Origin of the sequence: Pedobacter sp. AJM (genome assembly GCF_002197755.1) — a bacterium.
GTDB lineage: Bacteria > Bacteroidota > Bacteroidia > Sphingobacteriales > Sphingobacteriaceae > Pedobacter.
In genome coordinates, this window is the sequence record NZ_NHOT01000012.1 from 24,179 (window position 1) to 50,511 (window position 26,333).

24 protein-coding genes are annotated in these 26,333 nt (G+C 39.2%); 13 read left to right on the forward strand and 11 right to left on the reverse strand.

What is annotated here, in order from left to right; all coding sequences use genetic code 11:
* Window positions 1-285: 285 nt before the first annotated feature.
* The gene (locus tag CBW18_RS17960) at window positions 286-1,146 is read right to left on the reverse strand and encodes an RNA polymerase sigma factor RpoD/SigA (protein ID WP_010601359.1); all 861 of its coding nucleotides are present in this window, start codon (window positions 1,144-1,146) and stop codon (window positions 286-288) included.
* Between the two features lie 440 nt (window positions 1,147-1,586).
* Between CBW18_RS17960 and CBW18_RS17965 the strand changes: the two genes are divergently transcribed.
* Both CBW18_RS17965 and CBW18_RS17970 read left to right on the forward strand, forming a co-directional pair.
* The gene (locus CBW18_RS17965; RefSeq protein ID WP_172406572.1) at window positions 1,587-2,078 is read left to right on the forward strand and encodes a DUF2975 domain-containing protein; all 492 of its coding nucleotides are present in this window, start codon (window positions 1,587-1,589) and stop codon (window positions 2,076-2,078) included.
* Window positions 2,079-2,081: 3 nt separating this feature from the next.
* Complete coding sequence (locus tag CBW18_RS17970) at window positions 2,082-2,288, forward strand: helix-turn-helix transcriptional regulator (RefSeq protein WP_088302769.1); 207 nt, start codon at window positions 2,082-2,084, stop codon at window positions 2,286-2,288.
* Between the two features lie 72 nt (window positions 2,289-2,360).
* Here CBW18_RS17970 and clpB read toward each other — a convergent pair whose 3' ends face one another.
* The 3 genes from clpB to pyrE all read right to left on the reverse strand — a co-directional run bounded on the left by clpB (window position 2,361) and on the right by pyrE (window position 6,411).
* Window positions 2,361-4,973, reverse strand: a complete 2,613-nt coding sequence (gene clpB / locus CBW18_RS17975) for an ATP-dependent chaperone ClpB (RefSeq protein ID WP_088302770.1) — start codon at window positions 4,971-4,973, stop codon at window positions 2,361-2,363.
* Between the two features lie 341 nt (window positions 4,974-5,314).
* Complete coding sequence (locus tag CBW18_RS17980) at window positions 5,315-5,713, reverse strand: SRPBCC family protein (protein WP_088302771.1); 399 nt, start codon at window positions 5,711-5,713, stop codon at window positions 5,315-5,317.
* Window positions 5,714-5,760: 47 nt separating this feature from the next.
* Window positions 5,761-6,411, reverse strand: a complete 651-nt coding sequence (gene pyrE / locus CBW18_RS17985) for an orotate phosphoribosyltransferase (RefSeq protein WP_088302772.1) — start codon at window positions 6,409-6,411, stop codon at window positions 5,761-5,763.
* Here pyrE and CBW18_RS17990 point away from each other — a divergent pair.
* The gene (locus CBW18_RS17990) at window positions 6,410-7,021 is read left to right on the forward strand and encodes an NUDIX domain-containing protein (RefSeq protein ID WP_088302773.1); all 612 of its coding nucleotides are present in this window, start codon (window positions 6,410-6,412) and stop codon (window positions 7,019-7,021) included. The two genes, pyrE and CBW18_RS17990, sit on opposite strands and share 2 nt — an antisense overlap.
* A 594-nt stretch (window positions 7,022-7,615) precedes the next feature.
* Here CBW18_RS17990 and coaD read toward each other — a convergent pair.
* From coaD to CBW18_RS18010, 3 genes are read right to left on the reverse strand one after another with little or no spacing between them, the layout of a single operon-like run.
* Window positions 7,616-8,077 carry a pantetheine-phosphate adenylyltransferase gene (coaD, locus tag CBW18_RS18000; protein WP_088302775.1) on the reverse strand — a complete coding sequence of 154 codons (462 nt, stop codon included), beginning with the start codon at window positions 8,075-8,077 and terminating at the stop codon, window positions 7,616-7,618.
* A gap of 48 nt (window positions 8,078-8,125) precedes the next feature.
* Window positions 8,126-8,662, reverse strand: a complete 537-nt coding sequence (gene rsmD, locus CBW18_RS18005; protein ID WP_088302776.1) for a 16S rRNA (guanine(966)-N(2))-methyltransferase RsmD — start codon at window positions 8,660-8,662, stop codon at window positions 8,126-8,128.
* Complete coding sequence (locus tag CBW18_RS18010) at window positions 8,653-9,459, reverse strand: DUF3822 family protein (protein ID WP_088302777.1); 807 nt, start codon at window positions 9,457-9,459, stop codon at window positions 8,653-8,655. Before CBW18_RS18010 ends, rsmD begins: the two co-directional genes overlap by 10 nt.
* A gap of 309 nt (window positions 9,460-9,768) precedes the next feature.
* Here CBW18_RS18010 and CBW18_RS18015 point away from each other — a divergent pair, with 309 nt between their 5' ends.
* The 3 genes from CBW18_RS18015 to CBW18_RS18030 all read left to right on the forward strand — a co-directional run bounded on the left by CBW18_RS18015 (window position 9,769) and on the right by CBW18_RS18030 (window position 13,445).
* On the forward strand, window positions 9,769-10,908 hold the full coding sequence (locus CBW18_RS18015; RefSeq protein ID WP_088302778.1) for a putative sensor domain DACNV-containing protein: 1,140 nt from the start codon (window positions 9,769-9,771) through the stop codon (window positions 10,906-10,908).
* Between the two features lie 247 nt (window positions 10,909-11,155).
* Window positions 11,156-12,589 (forward strand): ATP-dependent RecD-like DNA helicase, encoded by a 1,434-nt coding sequence (locus tag CBW18_RS18020; RefSeq protein WP_088302779.1) that lies wholly within the window; start codon window positions 11,156-11,158, stop codon window positions 12,587-12,589.
* Between the two features lie 190 nt (window positions 12,590-12,779).
* The gene (locus tag CBW18_RS18030) at window positions 12,780-13,445 is read left to right on the forward strand and encodes an MCP four helix bundle domain-containing protein (protein ID WP_088302781.1); all 666 of its coding nucleotides are present in this window, start codon (window positions 12,780-12,782) and stop codon (window positions 13,443-13,445) included.
* A gap of 82 nt (window positions 13,446-13,527) precedes the next feature.
* Here CBW18_RS18030 and CBW18_RS18035 read toward each other — a convergent pair whose 3' ends face one another.
* The gene (locus CBW18_RS18035; RefSeq protein ID WP_088302782.1) at window positions 13,528-14,373 is read right to left on the reverse strand and encodes a S1 RNA-binding domain-containing protein; all 846 of its coding nucleotides are present in this window, start codon (window positions 14,371-14,373) and stop codon (window positions 13,528-13,530) included.
* Between the two features lie 117 nt (window positions 14,374-14,490).
* Between CBW18_RS18035 and CBW18_RS18040 the strand changes: the two genes are divergently transcribed.
* From CBW18_RS18040 to CBW18_RS18050, 3 genes are all read left to right on the forward strand, one after another.
* Window positions 14,491-15,090 (forward strand): LURP-one-related/scramblase family protein, encoded by a 600-nt coding sequence (locus CBW18_RS18040; RefSeq protein WP_088302783.1) that lies wholly within the window; start codon window positions 14,491-14,493, stop codon window positions 15,088-15,090.
* 150 nt (window positions 15,091-15,240) lie between these two features.
* Window positions 15,241-16,977 (forward strand): ABC transporter ATP-binding protein, encoded by a 1,737-nt coding sequence (locus CBW18_RS18045; RefSeq protein ID WP_216359265.1) that lies wholly within the window; start codon window positions 15,241-15,243, stop codon window positions 16,975-16,977.
* On the forward strand, window positions 16,961-18,721 hold the full coding sequence (locus CBW18_RS18050; protein ID WP_088302785.1) for an ABC transporter ATP-binding protein: 1,761 nt from the start codon (window positions 16,961-16,963) through the stop codon (window positions 18,719-18,721). Before CBW18_RS18045 ends, CBW18_RS18050 begins: the two co-directional genes overlap by 17 nt.
* A gap of 79 nt (window positions 18,722-18,800) precedes the next feature.
* Here the strand turns inward: CBW18_RS18050 and sppA are convergent, their stop codons facing one another.
* Entirely contained in the window at window positions 18,801-20,567 is a 1,767-nt protein-coding gene (sppA, locus tag CBW18_RS18055) for a signal peptide peptidase SppA (protein WP_088302786.1), read from the reverse strand.
* A gap of 38 nt (window positions 20,568-20,605) precedes the next feature.
* On the opposite strand from sppA, the gene folK reads away from it, so the two are divergent.
* On the forward strand, window positions 20,606-21,112 hold the full coding sequence (gene folK / locus CBW18_RS18060) for a 2-amino-4-hydroxy-6-hydroxymethyldihydropteridine diphosphokinase (RefSeq protein ID WP_088302787.1): 507 nt from the start codon (window positions 20,606-20,608) through the stop codon (window positions 21,110-21,112).
* Between the two features lie 16 nt (window positions 21,113-21,128).
* Window positions 21,129-21,500, forward strand: coding sequence for an Hpt domain-containing protein (locus tag CBW18_RS18065; RefSeq protein WP_088302788.1), 372 nt, complete (start codon window positions 21,129-21,131; stop codon window positions 21,498-21,500).
* Between the two features lie 34 nt (window positions 21,501-21,534).
* On the opposite strand, the gene pssA is transcribed toward CBW18_RS18065, so the two are convergent.
* Together pssA and rho are read right to left on the reverse strand one after the other, a co-directional pair.
* The gene (pssA, locus tag CBW18_RS18070; RefSeq protein ID WP_088302862.1) at window positions 21,535-22,227 is read right to left on the reverse strand and encodes a CDP-diacylglycerol--serine O-phosphatidyltransferase; all 693 of its coding nucleotides are present in this window, start codon (window positions 22,225-22,227) and stop codon (window positions 21,535-21,537) included.
* A gap of 65 nt (window positions 22,228-22,292) precedes the next feature.
* Window positions 22,293-24,014, reverse strand: coding sequence for a transcription termination factor Rho (gene rho / locus CBW18_RS18075; RefSeq protein WP_088302789.1), 1,722 nt, complete (start codon window positions 24,012-24,014; stop codon window positions 22,293-22,295).
* Between the two features lie 420 nt (window positions 24,015-24,434).
* Between rho and pyrF the strand changes: the two genes are divergently transcribed.
* On the forward strand, window positions 24,435-25,265 hold the full coding sequence (gene pyrF, locus CBW18_RS18080; protein ID WP_088302790.1) for an orotidine-5'-phosphate decarboxylase: 831 nt from the start codon (window positions 24,435-24,437) through the stop codon (window positions 25,263-25,265).
* A gap of 144 nt (window positions 25,266-25,409) precedes the next feature.
* A complete protein-coding gene (locus CBW18_RS18085) occupies window positions 25,410-26,321 on the forward strand; it encodes a DMT family transporter (protein WP_253249082.1) in 912 nt (303 codons plus the stop codon).
* Window positions 26,322-26,333: the final 12 nt, after the last annotated feature.

Below are 26,333 nucleotides of genomic sequence, written 5' to 3' on the forward strand. Positions count from 1 at the left end.
TAAACACAATAAGTGAAAGGTTATTCTTGCGAGAATAAACGACTAAGCCATCTTATTCCATCTATCGGTTTGGTGTCTCACCAACCGGAAACGTTTTGACTTTTAATTGTTAATATGAAGATTATTTACGTTGAAGGATATGCTGGTTGATGAAATACCATCCATTAGGGTTTTTAAGAGCTTAATCGAAATATCTAAATAATATAAAAAGAACTTAACATGCTGGTAAACAAAAACGGACCGACAATTGCCGATCCGTTTCTAATTCAATTAGGATAATTAGTGTTAGCCTAAATATGATTTTAATATTTTACTTCTTGAAGTATGACGAAGGCGCTGAAGCGCTTTATCTTTGATCTGACGAACACGCTCACGCGTCAGGTTAAATTTCTCTCCGATTTCCTCTAAAGATAACGGGTGGTTTGAACCTAGTCCGAAGAATAATACAATGATTTCTCTCTCTCTTTCTGTTAAAGTAGACAGCGAACGTTTAATTTCTTCTGAAAGCGACTCATTGATTAATGAACTATCAGTGTTGGGCTCATGGTTTTCCAATACATCCAATAAGGTATTCTCTTCACCCTGAACGAAAGGTGCATCCATAGAAACATGACGGCCTGAATTACTTAAAGTATCAGAAATCTTATCAACCGTAGTTTCTAAAATATCAGCCAACTCTTCCGGAGAAGGTTCACGCTCATATTCCTGCTCCAATTTGGAGAAAGCTTTACTGATTTTGCTTAATGAACCTACCTGATTTAAAGGTAAACGCACAATACGGCTTTGCTCAGCAATGGCTTGCAAAATGGATTGACGAATCCACCAAACGGCATAAGAGATGAATTTAAAACCTTTCGTTTCATCAAAACGTTTTGCCGCTTTAATTAAACCTAAATTTCCTTCATTAATTAAATCGCCTAAGGTTAAACCCTGATTTTGATACTGTTTTGCAACAGATACCACGAAACGTAAATTGGTTTTAGTTAATCGCTCTAATGCAGCCTGATCGCCTTCACGAATCTTTCTTGCTAAAATTACCTCTTCTTCTGCTGTTATTAAATCTACTTTACCAATTTCATGTAAGTATTTATCAAGTGATTGACTTTCACGGTTGGTAATGGACTGCGTTATCTTGAGTTGTCTCATTTATACGTTTTGTGTGCTCTTTAATTATTGAAGTGTGCAAAGTTACGAAATTGTACGGCAATCCGAAAGGATAAAATACTGAAAGTGTTGCTGTTTGCACATGTTTTTTATACTATTACTTGTAACAAAAATCATTCCAATAAAGTTTTTGTCACTCTTTATATATTGATTAGCTAATTATTGCCTTTTACTTAATATTTATTGATTTGCAATAAATATATTTTGCTTTGTAATAATAAATATTTTATGTTTGTAGCATATCCAGCATAAAAGATGACGTTTCTTAGATTTGTTGTTGTCAACTTTAATAAAGTATAGGTCTCAATAATTTGAGTTTTCCTATTGCAGGTCATTAATATCATCCAGTGCACTATTTAAGTATAATGATCAGCATTAATAAATTACATTCACCATCAGAATATACTCTTAAATTATCTCACATGAAAATTAAAAACCAGATCCGCTTCATTAAGATAGGATATATAACTACCCTGATTGCTGTATTCTTATCTTCACTTGATGAAGCAAAAAGGGGATTTATTGATGGCTATAATGCCGCTGGAAATGAAAATACGCCGGGATGGATGTATGGAATATTGTTATTATTTATTTCTTTTTTTATGCTGAGGGTGCTGGTATACCTTTATCGTTTCATCGATTCTGTGCAGCAGGGAAGTGTATTCAATGAAGAAAATACAATACGTTTAATGAGGATGGGATTTTATTGTACGTCTTTACCATTTTTACTTTTTGCGCTAAATGCGATCGATTATGTCAGGCATTCCGGTATTCAACATATGCAGTTGACTGAAATAATTAAACACGTTGATTTTGAGATATGGCTGCTTATTTTTGGCTTAACATTGCTTACAATAGCTTTTGTATTTCAAAAGGGAATTGAGCTCAAGCAGGAAAGTGACTTAACCATATAATTCATGCCAATCATTATAAATTTAGATGTAATGCTTGCCCGCCGCAAGATGTCGCTTACTCAATTGAGTGAACTGGTTGGGATTACCATGTCAAATTTGTCTATTCTGAAAACCGGAAAGGCAAAAGCAATCCGCCTGGAAACGCTGGAGACAATTTGTCAAGTATTAGATTGCCAGCCAGGTGATCTGCTTGAATTTCGCAAAAGTTAGTTTGTAATGAAAAGCATACCATAAAAAAACTCCTGACCATCATCAGGAGCCTTTTTTATGGATTAAAAATGTTTAATTCATTGCTTCATCTTGCTTTTGGTTCAGGAAGACAAAGTTATGATCGAACATGTCCAGCTTGATTTTGCTGTCTTTATCTACCTTGCCTGCCAGAATTTCTTTCGACAATTCATTCAGTATTCTTTTTTGAATCACCCTTTTTAGGGGTCTTGCACCAAACTGAGGATCGTAACCCAATTGAGCCAGCCAATCCAGGGCTTCATCACTGGCATCCATTTCAATGCCCATCTCAGCCAATGTTTGTTGTACCTGTCTGAATTGCAGTGCAACAATATCCCTGATTTCGTTCCGGTTTAATGGTGTGAACATAATCAATTCGTCAATTCTGTTCAGAAACTCCGGCCGAATGGTTTGTTTCAGGACTTCAAATAATTCATTCTTAGTTTTGGCAATTACTTCATCCCGGTTTTCATCACTCAGGTCTTTAAAGTTATCCTGAATCAGATGCGCACCGATGTTCGATGTCATGATGATGATGGTATTTTTAAAATTAACTGTCCGGCCTTTGTTATCAGTCAGACGTCCATCATCCAGTACCTGCAGCAAAATGTTGAATACATCAGGATGTGCTTTTTCAATCTCATCTAATAAAACCACTGAGTAAGGTTTACGTCTTACGGCCTCAGTGAGCTGGCCACCTTCATCATAACCTACATAGCCCGGAGGCGCTCCAATCAGTCGGGAAACGGCGTGGCGTTCCTGATACTCACTCATATCAATCCTGGTCAGTGCATTTTCATCATTGAATAAAAACTCTGCCAGTGCTTTAGCCAATTCAGTTTTACCCACACCAGTTGTTCCCAAGAAAATAAATGAACCGATTGGTTTACGTTTATCTTGTAAGCCTGCTCTAGAGCGGCGAATGGCATCAGAAATTGCTTCAATAGCCTCATCCTGTCCGGCTACACGATGGTGTAATTCAGCTTCCAGATTAAGCAGTTTTTCTCTTTCACTCGCAATCAGTTTGGTCACCGGAATACCCGTCCAGCGGCCAACCACACCTGCAATATCATCAGCAGTTACTTCTTCTTTAAGCATTCTGCTATCGGTTTGCTGACTTTCCAGATCTGCCTTTAATTTTTCCACCTGATCCTGGGCTTCTTTAATTTTTCCGTAACGGATTTCGGCAACTTTTCCATAATCTCCGGCGCGTTCGGCCTGCTCAGCTTCCAGTTTATAATGTTCAATTTGTTCCAGCTGATTATTAACCGCATCTACCAGGTCTTTTTCACCTTGCCATTTGGCTTTAAAGGCATCACGTTCTGCTGAAAGGTTGGCAATTTCTTCTGATAATTCCTGTACTTTACGATCGTCTTTTTCCCTTTTAATGGCTTCACGCTCAATTTCCAGTCGCATAATTTCCCGATCTAATGCATCTACATTTTCAGGAACACTATCCATTTCCATGCGGAGTTTAGAGGCTGCTTCATCCATTAAATCGATCGCTTTATCCGGCAGGAAACGATCTGCAATATAGCGCTGGCTCATTTCCACCGCCGCAATAATGGCTTCATCTTTAATCCGCACTTTATGGTGTGTCTCGTAACGCTCTTTTAATCCGCGGAGGATCGAAATTGCATCCTGTGTATCAGGTTCTTCTACCATCACCTTTTGGAAACGGCGTTCAAGTGCTTTATCTTTTTCCAAATATTTTTGATACTCGTCTAAAGTAGTTGCACCAATGGCCCTTAATTCGCCTCTGGCTAAAGCCGGTTTTAAAATGTTAGCTGCATCCATGGCACCTTCACCACCGCCGGCACCCACTAAAGTGTGGATCTCATCGATAAAGAGTATAATGTCTCCATCACTTTGCGTCACCTCTTTTACAACGGCCTTTAAACGCTCTTCAAATTCACCTTTGTACTTGGCTCCCGCAATTAGGGCACCCATATCGAGGGAGAAGACGGTTTTGCTTTTCAGGTTTTCAGGCACATCGCCTTTAATGATCCTGAAAGCAATGCCTTCGGCAATAGCTGTTTTACCCACGCCGGGCTCTCCAATTAAAATAGGGTTGTTTTTCGTTCTGCGGGATAAAATCTGAATCACCCGGCGTATTTCTTCATCACGGCCAATAACCGGGTCAAGTTTTCCGCTTTCGGCGTATTCATTTAAGTTTCTGGCGTATTTGCTGAGGGCCTGGTAAGTGGCTTCTGCGTTTTGATCGGTTACCCTGTTATCGCCACGTAAGGACACAATCGCTTTTTTCAGGTCCTTTTCGTTTACACCTTGTTCCTTTAAAAGTTTTGCGGTGCTATCATTTACAGCCAAAATGCCCAATAAAAGGTGTTCTACCGAAACAAATTCATCTTTAAATTCCTTTAAAAATGTTTGTGCCTTTTGTAAAACGCTGTTGGTATTGGATGACAGGTATACATTGCTTCCGCTTACTTTAGGGAATTTTGCAATATCTGCATCTAAATTCTGATTCAGCGCATTCAGGTTTACATTTAATTTTTTTAACACGTAAGAAACTACGTTTTCATCAACAGTGAGCAGACCTTTAAGCAGGTGTGCGGTTTCAATAGCCTGTTGCTGATTGCCCTGGGCTATTTCAGAAGCCTGTTGGATCGCTTCCTGGGCTTTTATAGTGAAATTGTTGAAGTTCATATTTTCCTTTGGATCAAAACAAATGCCACGTCAGTTTTGATTTTTTAATCGGAAATTTTGTCGCTTGTTTTGTTTTTAAGGTGACTAAATTTCTGATATTTAGTGGTTTATGCTGAATTTTTGTCTGAAATGCGGTAGATGAAAACCAATATTAGAACAGGTTATTTTTTTAATAAGATTATCAGCAACTAATCCCTGCTGCTATTTTTGATGCACTTTTCCATTTACGGTACAGACTCATCTGTTATTAAATGACACCTGGTTAACCAACATCAAAAGAGTTTTTAGGCATAAAAAAAGCGAAGAATATCTTCGCTACGTTAAAATAGAATGAGGTTGAGTTATCCTAAGATATCTTTTAACCTTTCCGTCTGATGATCAACCAGTTTTTGTAGCGGACCGGAAGCCAGCATTTTCATCATCATATTTAAATCTGCGGTAATGATGTGTTTGGCAGTTGTTGTTCCATTGCCATTATCCGTTACCGTCCATTTTAATTCCACTTCAAAAGGTGCTTTTTCCGTTGGGATAGCGGTGAGTTCCTGATTTTCAACCCGGTTAGAGATTTTAATGGCCAGTTTGGCCATATTCTGAATGGTAAAACGTGCCTCATCTTCTGTCGATTCCCAGTTGTATATATTTTCGGGCATTAACCTCTGATGGTTATTCATATTGGAGAGAAAAGCATAAACCTCAGCAACGGATCTGTTTACATCTACAGCGCTTTCAATAATTGTCATTGTGTTTTCTTAATTTGATTATATATTTGGTTAGAGGCATCAATATTTTAACTCAATATTTGTCCCCATTCTGAAGGGTTTAAACGCCATTTGCTTAATAATTCCATATCACTTTTTGCGATGATACTGTGTTCTGCAGCATAATCAATAAGTGCAGCATAATTGGATAGGGTAAGATAACGACATTTTGCAGCGGCGAAATTCTCATCTGCTTTTTCGAATCCATAGGTAAAAATTGCAGCCAGGCCGGCAACTGATAAACCTGCTGACCTCAACGCTTCAACAGCCTGTAAGCTGCTTTTCCCGGTAGAGATCAAATCTTCAATAACCACTACACGCTGTCCTTCTACCACTTCGCCTTCAATTAAGCTACCTGTGCCATGTTCTTTCGCTTTTGCCCGCACATAAATAAAAGGAAGGCCAAGTTCCTGTGCAACCAAAACACCCTGTGGGATTCCGGCTGTAGCAACGCCTGCAATTACATCAACTGAACCGAATTCTTCCTGAATGGCTTGTGCAAGCTTTTGGCGGATGTATGTTCTCACCTGAGGATGGGAAAGGGTAACACGGTTATCGCAATAAATAGGCGACTTCCAACCAGATGCCCAGGTAAAAGGATTATTAGGTTGTAATTTAATTGCCTTTATTTGTAATAAAAATTCCGCTACCTTTAATTCAATATCACTTTTATTATACATGGCCCAAAATTACAGAATTTATATCAACGATAACACTTTGTTTATATCAGATGTTTTACCAGAGCAGAAGGAAAAGATTCAACAACTTGAATTTCAAGATTTTGATTTACAAACATTTTATAAAAAATTAAAGAACGGATCTAAAAAAAGCTACTTGTTTTTAACTAAAAATCCGGAAGAAACCTTTAAAAAGCTTAAAAAGAATTGTGAGATCATAAAAGCTGCCGGTGGCTTGGTAGAAAGTGCAAACGGAAATTTCTTATTTATTTTCAGAAACAAAAAGTGGGATTTACCAAAAGGTAAGCTTGAACTGGGCGAAAGTATGAAGGAAGCTGCTGTCAGGGAAGTGGAGGAGGAATGTGGGATTAAAATATTCAAACGCGAAGAGAAACTTTGTAAAACGTACCATGTTTATCCAAACGGATCAAAAATGGTGATCAAGAAAACAAACTGGTACAAGATGAAGGTTAAGGGTGAGCCAAAATTAATTCCTCAAAAGGAGGAGGGGATTGATGAAGCAGTCTGGCTGGATAAAAATCACCTTACTCCGATAGTTAAAAATACTTTTCCATCGATTATGGATGTAATGAGGGCCGGAGGAATATTGTAACTTTACAATTGCGAGGAGGTAAGACGAAGCAATCTTTTTTGCTGAGATTTTTCAATGGAGATTGCTTCAGCAAATGAAAAATTTGCTTCACAATGACGATATTTCGTGGAGATGCACTGGTCTAATCGTCCTGCAGAATGGAGTTCAGCATCTTTTAGATAAGATGCTTAAATCAACTAAGGAAAACGATTTTCAAGTAGAATCGTCATTGCGAAGAGGTACGCCGAAGCAATCTTTTTTGCTGAGATTTTTCAATGGAGATTGCTTCAGCAAATGAAAAATTTGCTTCGCAATGACGATATTTCGTGGAAATGCACTGGTCTAATCGTTCTGATGGATTGAGTTCAGCATCTTCTAGATAAGATCCTAAAATGAATGAAGAAAACGATTTTTAAGTAGAATCGTCATTGCGAGGAGGTACGACGAAGCAATCTTTTTTGCTGAGATTTTTCAATGAAGATTGCTTCAGCAAATGAAAAATTTGCTTCGCAATAACGATTTTTCGTGGAAATGCACTGGTCTAATCGTCCTGCAGAATGGAGTTCAGTACCTTTTTAGATAAGATGCTGAAACAGGATTCTAATAAAAAAACGCCTATAAAAACCCTAAAGCTTCTTTAGGCACAAAAGGACTCACATCGCCATGGTTTCTTAAAATATCTCGGACAATGGTTGAGCTGATGGCAGAGTATTCCGGTTTGCTGAGCAGCAAAATGGTTTCCACTTCAGGCATCATGGTTTGGTTAATTTGTGCAATGGCTCTTTCGTATTCAAAATCTGATGCGGAACGAATCCCACGTACCATGTAGGTGGCGTTTATTTTTCTGCAGAAATCTACCGTTAGGCCCTGATAGGTTTGTATTTCTATGTTTTGATAATCAGCGAAAACCGTTTCCAGGATATGGAGCCTTTGTTCTGCCGTCAGAAAATTTTGCTTGGAACTATTCAATCCGATTCCGATCACTATTTTATCAAAAAGGGGAGTGGCACGTTGCAGAATGTTGACGTGTGCAATGGTAATCGGATCAAACGAGCCCGGAAACAGCGCTATTTTCATGATTCAAATATAGATTTTTAAGCGGAAAGGTGAAAGGTTTAGCCAAGCTTAAACATATTCAAAAAAACTAAACGATGAGTTTCCATATTTGCGGGTTTCAGTATAGCCTGGCTGATTGCCCATTCTCATATTGCTTTGGTGCTCCACAATTAATAATCCGTGTGGCTTAAGCAATTGCCTTTCCTGAACCAGAACCGGGAGCTGTGGGATATTGGGCATATGATACGGCGGATCGGCAAAAATCAAATCATAAGCACCTGTCATCTGCTTCAGGAGCTTGAAAACATCCGCCTTACGCACTTCCACCTGCTTAAATTCATATTTTTGTGCGGCACTTTTTACCCAGTTTATACAGCCATAATCCATATCGACCGCTAAAATCTTTTCTGCATTGCGGGAAGCAAATTCAAAAGTCAGGTTTCCTGTTCCGCAGAATAAATCAAGTACGGTGCAGGTTTCAAAATCAAATCTGTTGTTTAAAATATTAAAAAGTGCTTCTTTGGCCATATCCGTAGTGGGGCGGACAGGCAGGTTTGCCGGTGGCTGCAAACGGATCCCTTTTAGTTTTCCTCCAATTATTCGCATAAGCTTAAGGCCAGCAAACCGCTGAAATAGTGTTTAGGCATATCCGCCAGCAATTCACAATGTTGTTTTTCAGCAGGAAGGAAGAAGTAGAGGTTATTAAAATATTTTAGTAGTGTATTGTAATTATCATCATCTTCATTTATAATTCCCTGAAGGTATACGGGACAAGATTCCGTGAGGGCTAATTGATCTATGATCAGTAACAGAAAATAATTAAATTCTTCGGCTGTTTCTGCTGAGTAATGATTCTGAAAGTTAATTTTTTTATCCTTTATAAAAAGTACATTAAAGGAAGATGCTGTAAAATCAATCAACAAGGCATTGCCGGTTAACTGGGTAAACAAAGCAAGTAAAGGCGAAGAATGCGGATACACAACTGTGCTTTCCGGAAGTTTCTCTTCTATTTTTTCTGCTAAAGAAAAAACAGTATTAAAGCCAAGATGCTGGTGGCTTTTGCTTAATATCTTTCCTTCAGAACCTAAAAAATTAGCATAAACGGATAGATCATCGGCATTAAACCACTCATTCGGAATAAAAACAAAATTTGAGGAGTGTATGGCAGCTTTTATAGAGCCATAAGAATGGGAAAGATGATGATCTGATTCAAAAGCATCCTGTAAAACAAGTGGCAAATCTTCACAGCCTTGCTGATCAAAAATGATCTTAACTTGTTCTGAGTCCTGATCAACCACTGCATATGAAAAACTATCGTTTGTTATTTTCAATAATAACTGATAGTTCACTGATGCATCAGCTTTAAAATCCGGGTCTACCAATAATAGGCTGTTATTACTCATTATCGCAAAAATAGCGTTTTTTGGAGATTAACCGCAAAGGGCACAAAGTTTTTTCATAAAGCATCTTCAGTTGGAAAGGAGATCTGGTCCTTTTCAAGGAATAACCTTTATATGTATGAGTTATCTAAAGATAGATTAATATGAAAATCTCATTTATATTTCTGTAATTCTGCAGTAAATTGTTTGGGTATTTTTTATCTGCCTGAATAAAAAATCTGTATGTACAGGAGTTAAATCAATCAAATCTTTTGACCAAAATCAAACCTTTCATTTATTAAAAATTTGAAATATTCGGCTTAAATTCGAAACATGAGTTACACGCCTACTTACAAAGCCGCGAACACGGTTGCTGCCAAAATTGAGCAACATTTTATTCGCTTGCATCAAAATGCCGCAGCACAGGGAGAGGTTGATCTGGCTTCACAACCAGACAGGAAAACAATAGAGGCGTTGATAGACGTGGCTTTCTGGAGCAGCCTGCGGAAAGAAGAAGGGCACTCACCGCGTATATCTGTTGCTTTTTTACCGCCTTCGCAAACTTCAAACCCTTTAAGGTTTGCTAAACCCTTACCTTTAAATGCCAATACCCTGACTAAAATTGCACCTGGTATAGAGCGTTCCGGGATCCATTTGGGGGTATGGGAAGAAGATGGTGAATTATACATCTGGGGCACCACCTTAAATATCCCTAATTTTTGTTTTGTAGTAGATGTTTCTGAACCTGGATTGATTGTGATCAAACACCGCCGGATTTACGGCATTGGAAAATACACCAATGTAGCGGTTTTAAAGGGTGAACAAATCAGAATTGTGGATGACACTTCCTGTACGAATCGTGATTGCCCGCCGATTTTAAAAGCTTTACTGGATTTAACGGTATTGGCCAGTTGGAATGATCCGATTAATATCCTGATTCAGTTTTCGGTTTCTATGCGTGGGCACGGGCGTGGTGGTGCGCTATTAATTGTACCTAAAGAAAATACCAAATGGAAAGAGTCTATCATTCAGCCCATCCAATATTTAATTGAACCTCCTTTCTCCGGTTTATCAAACCTGGCTAAACAAAGCGGTAACCAGACAGAAATTTTCTCACAAGGTGCATTAAGGCGCGAAGTGGAACACCTGGCGGGATTAACCGCCGTTGACGGGGCCACCATTATAAATGATCAATTTGATCTGATTGCTTTTGGGGCAAAGATTGGCCGGGCTAAAGGTAAGCCTACTGTTGAGCAGATTGCCTTTTCTGAACCGATTCTTGGCGGAGAAGATAAACTGTTATACCCGGGTCAGCTAGGTGGAACAAGACATTTTTCAGTGGCACAATTTGTAAATGATCAGCCTGAAGCCATTGGATTAGTGGCTTCACAGGATGGACATTTTACGATCTTCAGCTGGAGCAAACAGCAAAAAATGGTGATGGCACACCGGATTGAAACTTTATTATTGTAAAATAAATTACGCCATTGCTTTACTGTTGCAAGGATTCGCTGGAAATTTATTTCGTTTACGTATTTTGCAGGGTTAACATTAAAAAGAGCTGGTAGCTTTGCCTGCTAAACTGTATGGTATATCCCATTTTTATCGGAGATGTAACGGAAAGACGGAGCCTTGAGCCCGATTAGCAGCACAATTGCTTTCCAATTCATTACAGCACTTGCTTTTCAAAACAATTTAACAATAAAACGATTCAATAATAATGTACCCGGATAAAAGTCAACTCATTGCCGATGCTTATGAACATATACCTACTAAAGAGCAATTGCTTTTTTGCGAACGGATGTCCAGGTTTTTGCAGGAGGAAGATGAGTATCGCTGTTTTGTATTAAAAGGTTATGCCGGAACGGGTAAAACGACATCTGTTGCAGCTTTGGTGAAAGTGTTGTCGAAATTTAACTTAAAGAGTGAGCTGCTGGCACCAACAGGCCGGGCGGCAAAGGTAATGAGCCAGTATGCTGCGCGGAAGGCCTTAACCATTCATAAAAGAATTTACCGGAAACGCTCTGCGGCATCGCCGGAAATGCAGTTTCAGATGGCCCCAAATCTTTCTGAAAATACCCTGTTTATCATCGATGAGGCCTCTATGATTGCCGATGAATTTAACGAGACGGGTTCCTCTATTTTAAGGGATTTATTAGAATTTGTCTATAATACTAAAAATTGTTTTTTGCTATTTGTTGGCGATACGGCACAATTGCCCCCGGTGGGGAGTTTAGATAGTCCGGCTTTAAACGAACAATACTTAAAGGATAAATTTGCACTAACCATTACTTCAGTAGAATTGAAAGAGGTGGTTCGCCAGGGAAAAAAATCAGGTATCCTGGCTAATGCCACCATGCTTCGGAATCAAATTTCTAAAAATCCCGATAAACCCCTGCCCAAATTCCTAACCAAAAATTATACTGACATTTACAATATGGCGGGTGCCAGGCTGGTAGAAGGATTAGAATATGCCTACCGTAAGTTTGGAATGGAGAATACACTGGTGGTTTGCCGTTCTAATAAATCGGCTAATATTTACAACCAGCAAATCCGCGCCAGGTTGTTGTACCGCGAAGAAGAGTTAACTGGTGGTGATCAGATTATGGTGGTGCGCAATAATTATTTCTGGCTTCCGGAAAATGAGGAAACGGCTTTTATCGCCAATGGAGATATGGCTAAAGTGATCCGCGTCAGGGGAGAAGAAGAACGTTATGGTTTCCGCTTTGCGGATGCTACTTTAGAGTTTATGGATTTTCCGGCAGCCGGGCAAATCAGTTGCAAGGTGATGTTGGATACCTTAAACCTCGAATCCGCAAACCTGCCATACGAGCAAAATAAAAAGCTTTTTGATGGACTGAATGAAGATTATGAACACATTGCCAATAAGCGCCAAAGGATGCTCGCCATCAAGGCTGATCCATTTTATAATGCCTTGCAAATTAAATTTGCTTACGCGGTAACCTGTCATAAAGCACAGGGCGGACAATGGGACGCCGTTTTTGCAGACCAGGGTTATTTAACCGAAGAAATGATCGATCTGGACTTTCTGCGTTGGTTATACACGGCCGTAACCCGGGCCAGGAAAGAGTTATATTTAGTTAATTTTGCGCCTCAGCTCTTTGCCAAAACAGCTCAGGCAGATTATTTTTAAGCGGCTAAACTTCCTGTGGAAATACGGATTTTTATCTGAGCGAAAACCTGAAGCAAGTTTAGTTGCAGATCGCAGCTTAATTCTGCCCAATAAAAAATGTTTTAATGATGCAGGCATTTCAAAAATTACAATAATATCTGCAGCTAAACCATTCTAAATTCTTACCTTGAATGGCTAACCTCAATACCTCATGAAATTTGCATTTAGCCTTAAAAATAAGCTGAAAATTGCTTTCCTGCTCTTTTGTATGATGTGCTGCATGTTGTTAATCCGGTTTTTGGAAGATAAAAGTGTAGCAACAATTAATGAATCATTTATCTCTATGTATAATGATCGGCTGGTTCCGGCAACTGATTTGTACTTCATTGCCGAAAATCTTTACCAGAAAAATATGATTTTTAATGATGCGCTAATCAATAATTCTTTGCCATTAAGTGGTCAGGCAAAAATTGATCAGTATAACTTCAAGATTGACTCAGTGATTCAGAAATACCAACTCACGTTACTGGTTAAGCAGGAAGAGGTATTTCTGAATGATCTAAAAAGTGCCTTAGGTCAGCAAAAGCAACTGGAGTTAAAGGTGCTGAAAATGGCGGAAGAAGATGCACTTAGAATTTATCAGTCTGAAGGAAAAAAAATAGCTAACCAAACACTCGTCAAACTTTCTGCGCTGATTAAAATTCAATCAAATGTGGGTCATGAATTAATAAAGGATTCCAAAATCTTTGTTTCCGGAACCAAAATATATTCTTCCCTGCAGGGAATTTTAGCCGTCCTTATCGGGGTGATGGTTGTTTCCATTATTTCCGCGTCCAATATAGTTAAAATTCAGAACGAGAAGTTTAATTTAAATTAAGATTCCGCAGATTACTCATTTAGCATGCTGAATTTATTTCAGCACCTATCCAAGATTCGTAATCTGCGGCTAAATGACTCAGTTATTCTGCATCCTCATCCGTTACCAGGCGGATTGAATCATCAGAAAGTACTATCAATCGTTCTTTATAAAGCGAACCAATCGTTTTCTTAAAGGCACTTTTGCTGATCTGGAAACGGTGATAAATTTCTTCAGGTGAGCTTTTATCACCCAGCTCGATCAGGCCGCCATTCTTTTTTAATGCATTTAAAATGACTTCTTTTGAATCTAAAATATGCCCGTAACCACTGGGTTGTAAAGTCAGGTCAATTTTACCTTCTACACGGATTTTTTTGATCCAGCCCTTACGATAATCTCCAATCTGAATGTTATCAAAAACCTCGTTATGGTAAAGTAAGCCAATATAGGTATTGTTGATAATGGCATTGAAGCCCAGGTCAGTTTCTTCCGTAATCAGTAAACTCACCTCATCACCTTCTTCGAAATCGAAATTTTCTTCTTCAACAAAATCATAAAGTTTTGAGGAGGCCAGCAAACGGTCGCTGTTTTCATCCAGGTAAAGGTAAACCACATATTTATAGCCTTTTTGCATCGGCCTTTTCTGTTCTTTTGTAGGAACGTAAACATCTTTATCAATGCCCAGATCCATGAAAATGCCGTCATCTCCGTCAGAAACCACTTTTAAGAAAGCAAAATCGCCTACTTCAGCATAAGCTTTTTGTGTGGTTCCGGTTAAGCGACCGTCTTTTTGAATGTAAACAAAAACCTTTGCGTTATCACCTATTTCCAGGCCCTTTGGAACGTACTGATAAGGTAATATCACCAGTTTATCACCATCCGTTAAGTTTAAGCCAGCTTCGGTTTTACTTAAAACCCTTAATTCATTATATTTTCCTATTTCAATCATCGTAATGGTTAACCATTTTCTTCAATGGTTTTTGTACAAAGATACTAATCTTTAAAGGCAAGATCTGATTTAAATTTTTTATATAATTTAGCTGCTCATTTAATCTATTTTTACCATATGAATAAGCAGATTCCAGATTTTTTTTTGAGCGACGAGTATTTTATTGATGAAAAAGTGAACTTCCTGAAGTTTGCAAATGAGTATAAGGTTTACAATGATCAGGGTACGCAGATCGGGGTGATTAAACAGCGTATAAGTGGCTGGCAGAAGGCTTTAACCTTACTGGTTGATAAACGGATGATGCCTTTTAAACTGGAGATTACGGATGTAAACGGTCAGTTGCAGGCCACCATTAGCCGGGGCTGGACTTTCTGGATGTCGAAAATTATCGTGACTGATCCGATGGGTGTTGAAGTGGGCATTATCAAGCAGAAGTTCAAACTGTTTAAACCAACATTCACCATATCAAACCCTGTATCAGGAACGGAAATTGCCAAAATAACCGGCGATTGGAAGGCCTGGAATTTTAACATCACCAATAATACTGGCGCCGAGGTCGGTAAGATTAGTAAGAAATGGGCGGGTGCATTAAAAGAAGTGTTCACCACAGCCGATAAATACAATGTATCGATAGATCCTGGTTATGCAGAAAGCGACCAGAAAGTGGCCATCGTATGTACAGCCATTACCATTGATATGGTTTTAAAAGAAAGCTAATCAATTTTAAAAGGTGAATGGTTAATTTGTAGCATCCGGATATTCCTCAGCCACTTTATTAATCATTCGCCTTTTATATTTTAATATTTTATTGCCGGCAGTATCAAATAATTGGGTTAAATTTGATCTGTCCACTATTTAATGAACTACATGACAAAACCCAAAGAAGCTAAAAAACCAAGCGTTTTTAGTTTACTGGCATCCTATAAAGGCTTAATCTTTTCACTTATTTTATTTGCCCTGCTCAGTAACGGCATTAACTTATTGCTGCCAAAAATTATTGCCCATGGCATCGATTCATATACCAGCAAAACATTTAATCTGGATTCGGTTTTGTTTCAGTTTGCCATTGCCATCGTATTGGTTTTTATCTTTACCTATTTGCAGAGTATTGTTCAAACCTATGCATCAGAACGGGTAGCCAGAGATTTAAGGTCAAAACTTTCTGATCAGATTTCTCGTCAGAGCCACGCTTATGTTATCGAAGCCAATCCGTCCAAATTACTCACCAACTTAACTTCAGATGCAGATTCCATTAAAATGTTTGTGTCGCAGGCGATTGTGTCACTCGCATCGTCAATATTTTTAATTGTTGGGGCGAGCATTTTGCTCCTCATGATCAATTGGAAACTTGCCCTTTGTGTAATTGCTATTGTACCAATCATAGGGATTGCATTTTACCTGGTATTGAAAAAAGTGAGGGTGCTCTTTATCAAAAGTCGCGAAGTGATCGACTGGCTGAATAAAGTAATCAGCGAGAGTATTCTGGGGTCAGCGCTGATTCGTGTGATCAATTCCCAACAGCTTGAATACCAGAAGTTTTTAGATGCCAATGCCAAAGCACGTGATCTTGGCCTATCCATTCTCCGTTTATTTGCAGGGCTGATTCCCATCATTGTTTTTATTTCGAACCTTTCCGGCCTTACAATTCTTGTACTTGGAGGCCATTTTGTGATCACAGGTACCATGACGCTTGGTGAATTTGCGGCGTTTAACAGTTACCTGGCACTGATTATATTTCCGATTTTGGTGATCGGTTTTATGAGTAATGTCATAGCCCAGGCTACTGCTTCCTATCAACGCATTGAAAGTGTACTACATGCACCTGAATTAAAGCATCCCGGTACCCTAACCAATGTACTAACCGGTTATGTTGAAGCCCGGAATATTGAATTAAACTTTGGTCAGAAACCCATTTTAAAGCAGGTTTCTTTTGCTGCAAAGGCAGGGTCCAGAACAGCCATTATTGGTCCTACGGCTGCCGGAAAAACGCAACTGCTTTATATTTTGACCGGATTGATCGAACCCCAGACCGGTGAAATTCTTTATGATCATCAAGAAATCAACAGCTATAAACAGGAGAATTTTCACCAGCAGGTTGGCTTTGTTTTTCAGGACAGTATTATTTTTAACATGAGCATTCGTGAGAATATCGCCTTTAGCAATACGGTTACTGACGAATCTTTGGCGATGGCCATTCAAACCGCAGAACTAAAGGATTTTATTGATGCCTTACCTGAAAAACTGGATACCATTGTTTCTGAACGTGGAAACAGCCTTTCGGGTGGACAGAAGCAACGCATCATGCTGGCCAGGGCATTGGCCGTAAACCCTAAAATTTTGTTGCTGGATGATTTTACCGCCAGGGTAGATGCCAATACCGAAAAGCGGATTCTTGAAAATATCCAGCAGCATTATCCAGGTATAACCCTGATCTCCGTGACACAGAAAATTGCCGCAGTTGAAAATTACGATCAGGTGATTTTATTGATGCAGGGGGAAGTTATTGCTACCGGAACACACCAGGAATTGATTCAGCACAGCCCTGAATATGTTCAAATTTACAATTCACAACAGAGCACAAGCAATTATGAATTACAATCTTAACCAGCTCAACGACGAGCAGGAAAAGCAATCTACCTACCAGGCGCTTAAAAGATTGCTGAAATTCATCTCTGCGGAACGAAAGAATCTTATACTGGCCTTAATCGCTATCCTTATTAATTCGGGATTACTTTTACTCGGGCCACTTTTGGTGGGGCATACCATTGATGCTTATATCAGAACCAAGCAGTTTCATGGTGTGCTGGTTTTTGGCGGCATTCTTTTGGGCATGTACTTAATTGCCATGGTTACCGGATATATCCAAACCAAACTGATGGGAGGTATCGGCCAAAGAATGTTATATACCCTTAGAAATGCCATTTTTAATAAGTTGCAGGAATTGCCGGTTTCTTTTTTCAACCAGAATAAGGCCGGTGATTTAATTTCAAGGGTAAACAGTGATACAGACAAGCTGAATCAGTTTTTTTCTCAATCGCTGATGCAGTTTATCGGGAGTATTGTCACCATGATTGGTGCAGGTGTGTTTTTGTTATCTATTAATTTGGAACTTGGTGCCGCCGCCCTTTCACCAGCCATTGCCATTGTCGTTTTTACCATGGTGTTATCGCCCTGGATAAAGCGTAAAAATGCTAAAAACCTGAAAAGCGTAGGCGGACTAAGTGCTGAGGTTCAGGAAAGCCTGAATAATTTTAAGGTGATTATAGCTTTCAACCGCCGCGATTATTTTAGGCGACGTTTTGATGAGGCCAACCAAGAAAACTACAAAACCGCCATTGGTGCAGGCCTGGCCAATAATATTTTTGTTCCGGTTTATGGGCTGCTTTCCAGTATCGCACAATTAATCGTTTTGCTTTTCGGTATACACCTCATTTCTACAGGCCAGTTTTCTTTAGGTTTTCTGGTGAGTTATTTATCTTATTGTACCAATTTTTATAATCCGCTGAGGCAATTGGCAGCATTATGGACCAGTTTTCAGGTAGCTATGGCCAGTTGGGATCGTATTTCTAAAATTTTATTGCTGGAGAACAACCTGCAGGTAATCAAAAATGAGGAGACCGCTACTTCGGATGCCCTGATCGAATTTAAGGATGTTCACTTCTCTTACGATGATTCAAAAGAAATTCTGCATCACATCAACCTGAAGTTTGAAAAAGGGAAAACCTACGCCCTCATCGGGCCAACAGGCGGCGGTAAAACCACTACGGCGTCATTGATTTCACGTTTATACGACGCTACAAAAGGAACTGTTTTATTAAACGGAAAGGATATCCGGTCTTTCAGCGCAGAAGAGCGCACGCAGAAAATTGGCTTTATTTTACAAGAACCCTTTTTGTTTACCGGGACGGTTAAAGATAATATCCTTTATGGGAACAGCCAGTATAAAGATGTGAGCGATGATGAACTCACCAGGATTATCGAACAAGCGAATTTAAATGCATTGCTGGCAATTTTTGATGAAGGTATCAGTACTAAAATTGCTTCAGGGTCAGACAGCATTAGTTTAGGTCAGAAGCAACTCATTGCATTTATGCGGGCTGTGCTCCGAAACCCTGAATTACTGATTTTAGATGAAGCAACTGCAAATATTGATACCATTACAGAACAATTACTAAGTAGTATCTTAAATAAACTATCAAAGGAAACCACCTTAGTCATCATTGCCCACCGGTTAAACACCATTGAAAATGCTGATGAAATTTATTTCGTGAATGAAGGAGAGGTGCAACAAGCCGGAACTTTGAATGATGCATTAAACATGCTGACAAAAGGGAAGCGGGTAAGTTAGCATATAAGTCTGGTTTCACCCCGTTACCTGGAAAATGATACACTGGTTGGCAATTTACCAGCCAGTGTATCAAAAGAAATTATCTGATAACTGCTTCAAAAGGCATCCTGGCCTGAATGCCTGAACTAGCCATTACCTTTTTCATTTGCTGGTAAAGCATGTAATGATCGCCCAGCTCTTGTTTGGTGTAGTATGTTTTGATTTTATCTGTACTTTCATCCATTAAAGATTTAAGGGGATCAATCACATCAGGGTATTCCACCACTTTAAAATCTTTTATTTTAGCTTTCTTCGCTGCAGCGTTAATGGCATCATTAAAGCTGCCGATACGATCTGCCAGGCCAATCTGAACGGCATCCGTACCAATCCACACATGTCCACCGCCAATGCTGTCGATATAAGCTTTGCTTTTCTTTCTGCCATCCGCTACACGACTTACAAAGCCGCTGTAAACCCGGTTTAGTTCATTCTGAATAATAAATCTCTCGCCAGCAGTCATCGGCCTGTTGGTTGCCATGATATCAGCATACTGACCGGTTTTAACCCCGTCAAAAGTAATTCCCAGTTTATTGGTCATCAGGTTTTGAAAATTCGGAATGATTCCAAAAACACCGATTGAACCCGTAATGGTATTGGGCTGAACAAATATACTGTCAGCTGCACAGCCGATATAATATCCGCCAGAAGCAGCCACATCACCAAAGGAGGCAATAACTGGTTTTTCTTTTTTAGTCAGTACAATTTCCCGCCAGATCACATCCGAAGCTAGTGCACTTCCGCCAGGAGAATTTACGCGAATCACCACCGCTTTGATGTCATCATCCAAACGTGCCTTTCTGATGGCTCTGGATATGCGTTCAGAACCAATTTGATTATCATTGCCTTCACCACCGCTAATTTCTCCGTTGGCATAAATAACAGCGACTTTGTTTTTGCTGCTGCCCGCATCGCTGTTGTTCTTTGCATAATCATTGATTGCAACCGACCGGATATTTTCACCTTTGGTTCTGCCTGAAATGCCCTTAAGTTCCTCCAGGATCTGATCTTTGTATTTCAGGCCATCAATCATTTTATAGTTTAAAGCATCCTGAGGTTGTTGAATTTTGTATTGATCAGCAATGGAAAACAAGCTATCACGTTCCATATTTCTGCTTTTGGCAATATCAGTTAAAAAAGTATTGTATAAGCCACCCACATAAGCCGTAACCTGCTGGCGGTTATAATCACTCATTTTATCTAAAATAAAGGGTTCAACAGCACTTTTATAGTTACCCACTCTAATTACCTGCATCTCTACGCCAGCCTTTTCCAACGTGCCCTTAAAAAAAGTAAGTTCAGAACTGAATCCTTTAAATTCCAGCGCACCTTCCGGATTTAAATAAATTTTATCTGCTACTGATGCCAGGTAATAAGCACCTTGCGTATACACTTCACTGTATGAGATGATTTTTTTATGCGATTTTTTAAAATCAATTAATGCATTCCTCACCTCGCGCATGGTTGCAAAACCCGCATTCGGGCTGCTCACGTTTAGGTAGATGCATTTAATATTATCATCTGTTTTGGCCTTTTTTATTGATTTCAACAAGTCGTTTAATCCAATTCCGTCCTTTTCTGCACTGCCCACTATCGGGAGGTTGCCAAAAGGATTTTTAGGCGTCCGCTCGGTGATGGGCTGGTCAAGGTTTAAAAACAGAATGGAATTATTCGATACTGTAACCGATTTATCATCATCCAATGATGAAATGGCACCGAAAATAATCACAATTACGATAATAAATATAATCACCACAGAAAGGAAAAAACCCAGCATGGAGGCAAAGAGATACTTGAAAAAATCTTTCATTTAAATGTTAGTTTTGTGGCGTAAAGATATAAAAATACATGACGGTTAATACGGCTTTAGAGTATACGATTGCTTATTTGTTACTCGGTGGAAATTTAGGGAACAGGGAGGATAATTTAAGTCGGGCCATTTCTTTAATTGGGCTGGAAATTGGCGAGGTCGTATCGGTTTCCTCCATTTACGAGACGGCGGCATGGGGTAAGGAAAATCAGCCTGCTTTTTTAAATCAGGCGGTTGCGGTAAAAACTGGTTTTACAGCCCTGGAGGTATTGCAAAAAGCACTTCATATTGAACAATCTCTTGGAAGGGTGCGTAAAGAAAAATGGGGTGAACGGTTGATTGATATCGACCTGATCCTGTTTGGCGATGCAGTGATTGATATTCAAAATCTACTTCATGTACCGCATCCCCACATGCAGGAACGGAAGTTCGTCATGGCACCGCTGGCCGAAATTGCACCCGAAGTTGTTCATCCCGTTTTAGGACAAACGGTTCAGAATATCTATGAAAATATTACGGATGTTTTGGAAATTAGGAAATTGTAATGATTAGTTTTGCTTTATGCAAAATATCGATGATCATCATCCTTTAGATTTATCATACCTCGTTGGAATGGTGGGACATCATCCTGAATTTATGATCGAGATTTTTGATACATTTATTCAGCAAACCCCGATCTATCTGGCAGAAATGGATGATGCTCTGGCCCTGAAAAACTGGGATGAAGTAAGCAGATGTGCTCATAAACTGAAACCGACATTTAGTTATATCGGCCGCAATGATATAAAGGATTTTGTAGAGGAAATTGAACTGAAGGCCCGAAATCATGATGTGAACCAAATTCCTGCTGCTATAGAACGGCTGAAAATAATCGTGCAGATCATCTATTCACAGCTGGATTCGGTTAAGAAAGATATTCAACCCCTCAACTGACCCTGGGTGTCTTTAAGCATTTATTATTCAGCTGTTAACTGATCTTTTCCGCAACATGTTTAAAATGCAAAACAGATAAGGCAATATACAATACCAGTACAAAAGGAATGGCAGCGAATTGTAATACGGCTATTAAAGCAGCCGAGAGGATCAGAAAAATGAATTTAATTTTGTTTTTTGCCCAGCTTAGATCACTGAATTTTAAAGAGAATATCTTAATCTCGCTGATCAGTAAGAAACTGGTGATTGCTATAATGGATATAAGCAGGATGGTTGATCCGATTATACTGGGGTAATCATCGTAAATATATGGTAGCGAGCAGATAAATAAAGTATTCATTGGTGTATTTAGTCCGATGAAATCTTCCGTTTGTCTTTCATCGTTATTAAATTTTGCCAATCTTAAAGCAGAAAAAATGGTAATCAAAAAGCCCAGGTATGGAAGGTATGCAGAAGTGTAATCGCTTAATTGCAGTAAGTTAAACATGATTACCCCTGGTAAAAATCCAAAGCTGACCATATCTGCCAGGGAATCCAGGTCTTTGCCAATGGCCGATTTTACATTTAATAAACGAGCCACCATTCCATCAAAAAAATCAAAAATTCCGGAAAGAATAACAAAATACGCGGCAATTTTTAAGTCGCCTTTAAATGCAAAAACAATTCCGATGCAACCTGAAAAAAGGTTTGCACAGGTGATTGCATTGGGGATATTTTTTTTTAGCATGGGGTTATGCGCTAAGCGCATGGGGTTTGAAACGCATTACGCCAAACCCCAAACGCCAAACTTATTTAGCTATTCATCGAAATTAGGAATTCTTCGTTGCTTTTAGTGCCTTTTATCTGTGCCTGTACAAATTCCATCGCCTCCTGGCTGTTCATGTCTGCCAGGTGGTTACGTAAAATCCATACACGTTGCAGAATATCTCTATCCAATAATAAATCATCACGGCGGGTGCTTGATGCGGTAATATCAATTGCCGGGAAGATGCGTTTGTTCGATAATTTACGGTCTAACTGTAACTCCATGTTACCCGTTCCTTTAAATTCTTCGAAAATCACTTCATCCATTTTAGAACCTGTATCCGTTAATGCAGTTGCCAAAATGGTTAATGAACCACCATTTTCGATATTACGGGCCGCTCCAAAGAAACGTTTTGGTTTGTGCAGGGCATTGGCATCCACACCACCGGATAAAATTTTACCCGAAGCCGGAGCAGTGGTATTGTAAGCCCTGGCCAAACGGGTAATCGAATCCAGTAAAATGACCACATCATGTCCGCTTTCTACCAAACGCTTGGATTTCTCTAAAACAATATTGGCAATTTTTACATGGCGCTCAGCTGGCTCATCAAAAGTAGAAGCAATTACTTCGGCACGCACACTGCGGGCCATATCTGTTACCTCTTCCGGACGTTCGTCAATTAATAAAATAATTAAATAAACTTCAGGGTGGTTTTTAGCGATGGCATTTGCCACTTCTTTCAGTAAATTGGTTTTACCGGTTTTAGGTTGCGCTACAATCAAACCACGCTGTCCTTTTCCAATTGGTGTAAATAAATCCATAATACGGGTAGAATAATTACTGTTGTCCGTAAATAAATTTAATTTTTCTGTTGGAAATAAGGGGGTTAAATAATCGAAAGGTACACGATCCCTTACCTCGGCAGGAATTCTGCCATTGATGGTTTCCACACGAACTAAAGGGAAATATTTTTCGCCTTCTTTTGGCGGACGGATACTGCCCTTAACGGTATCGCCGGTTTTTAGGCCGAAAAGTTTGATTTGCGACTGTGATACATAAATATCATCAGGAGAGGTTAAGTAGTTATAATCCGCAGAACGTAAGAAACCGTAACCATCAGGCATAATTTCTAAAACACCTTCATTTGTGATCACGTTATCAAAATCTAAATTAGAATAACTGTTTTCGTTTTTATGGTGGTTGCCGCCTCCGGGTTGTTTCTGCTGGCGGTTATCTTCGCGCTGTGGTTTTTCTTGTTTTTCCCGTGGCTCTTGCTTTTGTTTCTGAACAGGTAATACTTCCGCACTTTCTTCAATCAGGGCAGAAATGGGTTTAACACTTTCTTCCTGCTCTGCAATTCTGTCTGGTTGTTTTTCTGCCCTTTGCTGGTGCTGCGGCTCATCAAATAAAGTAACCGATTCCCTTTTTCTTTCAACAGGTGTAACGGATTCATCTTTACTCAATCTTGCTCTTTTCTTCACAGGCTTATCCGTTGCACTGGCTGCTGCTGTAGCAATCTTTGGAGTCTTTTCAGCTTTAACTGCTTTGGTTTTGGTTACAGCAGGTGCTGCTACACTGGCTTCTGCAACTGCTGGTTCACTATAAGGATCGGTACCTGTTTTGGCGGCATTTATAATTTCCTGCTGATGCAGAAGTACTTCAACAAGGTCTATCTTTCTTAAGGAATCGGCACCTTCAATGCCATAAGATTTTGCAAGCTCACGTAATTCTGGTGTGAGCTTATCATTTAATTCTGTTTTGCTAAACATTCTGAATATATATGTTTCAAGAAATTTTTCATTTTTTTATAACGGATGTTTCCGGTTATAAATCTGTCAGGGCTAAAATATGTTAGTTTTAAAAAGCCAGACATTTCATGCGTATAAATTCTTAGGCTATAAAACCAAAAATGAGTGATTAACTTGAAGCCTCAAAATGGTTTCATAATTGTTTACATGCTGAATAAAAAACGATGAATCGTTTTCAAAAAATGGTAACAAAAAACAAGTTTTGATAATTTTTTCTGGGATATTCAGATAAACGGTTGAGAAATTATGATGCAATTGTATGTATTTGAAACGTAATCCGCAAGAAAAAGTTTAAAATGTTTATAAAATAATGAATGTGAAAATATTTTAATCGTCTAAAAATCTTAAAAAACATCATATTTGCAGCAAATAAGCACATATATGACCAAGCAACAACTTTTCGGGCAGATACAGAAAAAACGTTCTTTTTTATGTGTTGGGCTGGATTCTTCTCTGGATAAAATTCCCCAGCACTTATTACAATATGAAAATCCGATTTTGGAATTCAATAAGCAGATTATTGATGCCACAAAAGATTTGTGTGTAGCATATAAACCAAACACAGCTTTTTATGAGTGTTACGGGAAGAAAGGCTGGGAGAATTTAATTGAAACCTGGAAATACATGCCTAAAGATATTTTCAGTATTGCAGATGCCAAGCGTGGCGATATCGGCAACACTTCGGCCATGTATGCAGAAACTTTTTTTAATGAAAAATCTTCAGAAATGAGTTTCGATTCTGTTACAGTGGCACCCTATATGGGAAGTGATTCGGTTACACCTTTTTTAACATTTCAAAATAAATGGGTGATCTTACTGGCTTTAACATCCAATACCGGGCATGCTGACTTTCAGTTACAGGAAACCGGAACCGACAGGCTTTTTGAAAAAGTATTAAAAACCGCTCAGCAATGGGCTACCGATGAACAGATGATGTACGTAGTAGGGGCCACACGTGGTGCTGCCTTTGCTGATATCCGGAAACTGGCACCTGATCATTTTTTATTGGTTCCTGGTGTAGGTGCACAGGGCGGTGATTTAAAGGAAGTTTGCCAATATGGATTGAATGCACAATGTGGCTTGTTAGTGAACTCATCCCGGGGCATTATTTATGCCGGAAATGGCGAAGATTTTGCTGAAAAGGCAAGGGCAGAGGCATTGAAGCTGCAGAAAGAAATGGAGCAGATTTTAATCGGGGCCGGTTTAATTTAGCCAAGTATTTTCAGATTTTTCACAGGTTAGTTTTGATAAGCTACCCATACACGAAAAGTGATTTGCTTTTTGTATATGCCGTGTTTCCAGGTAATAACATTTTTCTTTACGTAAGGCAGCACATCCTTTACGGCTGATTTCCACATGATGAAACCCCCATTAGATTTAAAACTTATACTGGCCTTAACAGGTGTAGCCCTGATTTGGGGAACTACCTATCTGGGGATCCGCATTGCCGTATCTTCAATTCCAGCCTGGTACGTCACCGCCATCCGCCAAAGCATTGCTTCACTGATTATTCTGTTAATACTGATTAAACAAAAAGAACTCAAGTGGATTGGCTGGTCGGCTTTTAAAAGGCAGATTATACTTTCCATTTTAATGGTGGTTATTGCAAACGGGTTAACCACCGTAGCTGAAAAAACCATTCCAAGTGGCTTAACATCTTTAATTAATGCTACCTCACCATTGATGGTATTTCTGGGTTGTGTTTTTCTGGGAATTCAAAAACCAAGCCTGAAAGGCTTTACCGGTGTTTTTATTGGCTTTTTAGGTGTTGTGTTTATTTTTCGGGATGGAATTACCGATTTGATGGAACCAGGTTACCGGAACGGCATCATTGCCCTTGTTTTAGCCGTTACCGGCTGGACAATAGGCACCATTTACTCTAAAAAACACAGTGGCAAGCCACAGTATATCTTTTTAAATTTATTTTACCAATTCGTTTTTTCAGCACTCGTTCAGTGGTGCCTGGCGTTCATTTTTTCAGGCCAGGCTGAAGTAAGTGCCTGGAAAACAGAAAGTATTTTTGCAGCGGTTTACCTGGCCATATTTGGTTCTGTACTGGCCTTTTTTTGTTACCATTATGCGCTGAAAAAAGTGACCGCATCAGAGGTCTCCATCCTTACGTATTTCAATACTGTGATCGCGATATTTTTAGGATGGCTGATGCTGAATGAGGAAGTTGGTGTAGATTTGATTGTGGCTACAATACTGATTATTGCAGGGGTTTTTATTACCAATTATAAGAAGAAAGCACAATTCAAGCCGCTGTAGATGAATTACTTT

Bases quoted from the DNA above. Each gene is read 5' to 3' on its own strand.
- CBW18_RS17960 (WP_010601359.1), bottom strand. From the start codon at position 1,146: ATGAGACAACTCAAGATAACGCAGTCCATTACCAACCGTGAAAGTCAA.
- CBW18_RS17965 (WP_172406572.1), top strand. From the start codon at position 1,587: ATGAAAATTAAAAACCAGATCCGCTTCATTAAGATAGGATATATAACT.
- CBW18_RS17970 (WP_088302769.1), top strand. From the start codon at position 2,082: ATGCCAATCATTATAAATTTAGATGTAATGCTTGCCCGCCGCAAGATG.
- clpB (WP_088302770.1), bottom strand. From the start codon at position 4,973: ATGAACTTCAACAATTTCACTATAAAAGCCCAGGAAGCGATCCAACAG.
- CBW18_RS17980 (WP_088302771.1), bottom strand. From the start codon at position 5,713: ATGACAATTATTGAAAGCGCTGTAGATGTAAACAGATCCGTTGCTGAG.
- CBW18_RS17990 (WP_088302773.1), top strand. From the start codon at position 6,410: ATGGCCCAAAATTACAGAATTTATATCAACGATAACACTTTGTTTATA.
- pyrE (WP_088302772.1), bottom strand. From the start codon at position 6,411: ATGTATAATAAAAGTGATATTGAATTAAAGGTAGCGGAATTTTTATTA.
- coaD (WP_088302775.1), bottom strand. From the start codon at position 8,077: ATGAAAATAGCGCTGTTTCCGGGCTCGTTTGATCCGATTACCATTGCA.
- rsmD (WP_088302776.1), bottom strand. From the start codon at position 8,662: ATGCGAATAATTGGAGGAAAACTAAAAGGGATCCGTTTGCAGCCACCG.
- CBW18_RS18010 (WP_088302777.1), bottom strand. From the start codon at position 9,459: ATGAGTAATAACAGCCTATTATTGGTAGACCCGGATTTTAAAGCTGAT.
- CBW18_RS18015 (WP_088302778.1), top strand. From the start codon at position 9,769: ATGAGTTACACGCCTACTTACAAAGCCGCGAACACGGTTGCTGCCAAA.
- CBW18_RS18020 (WP_088302779.1), top strand. From the start codon at position 11,156: ATGTACCCGGATAAAAGTCAACTCATTGCCGATGCTTATGAACATATA.
- CBW18_RS18030 (WP_088302781.1), top strand. From the start codon at position 12,780: ATGAAATTTGCATTTAGCCTTAAAAATAAGCTGAAAATTGCTTTCCTG.
- CBW18_RS18035 (WP_088302782.1), bottom strand. From the start codon at position 14,373: ATGATTGAAATAGGAAAATATAATGAATTAAGGGTTTTAAGTAAAACC.
- CBW18_RS18040 (WP_088302783.1), top strand. From the start codon at position 14,491: ATGAATAAGCAGATTCCAGATTTTTTTTTGAGCGACGAGTATTTTATT.
- CBW18_RS18045 (WP_216359265.1), top strand. From the start codon at position 15,241: ATGACAAAACCCAAAGAAGCTAAAAAACCAAGCGTTTTTAGTTTACTG.
- CBW18_RS18050 (WP_088302785.1), top strand. From the start codon at position 16,961: ATGAATTACAATCTTAACCAGCTCAACGACGAGCAGGAAAAGCAATCT.
- sppA (WP_088302786.1), bottom strand. From the start codon at position 20,567: ATGAAAGATTTTTTCAAGTATCTCTTTGCCTCCATGCTGGGTTTTTTC.
- folK (WP_088302787.1), top strand. From the start codon at position 20,606: ATGACGGTTAATACGGCTTTAGAGTATACGATTGCTTATTTGTTACTC.
- CBW18_RS18065 (WP_088302788.1), top strand. From the start codon at position 21,129: ATGCAAAATATCGATGATCATCATCCTTTAGATTTATCATACCTCGTT.
- pssA (WP_088302862.1), bottom strand. From the start codon at position 22,227: ATGCTAAAAAAAAATATCCCCAATGCAATCACCTGTGCAAACCTTTTT.
- rho (WP_088302789.1), bottom strand. From the start codon at position 24,014: ATGTTTAGCAAAACAGAATTAAATGATAAGCTCACACCAGAATTACGT.
- pyrF (WP_088302790.1), top strand. From the start codon at position 24,435: ATGACCAAGCAACAACTTTTCGGGCAGATACAGAAAAAACGTTCTTTT.
- CBW18_RS18085 (WP_253249082.1), top strand. From the start codon at position 25,410: ATGATGAAACCCCCATTAGATTTAAAACTTATACTGGCCTTAACAGGT.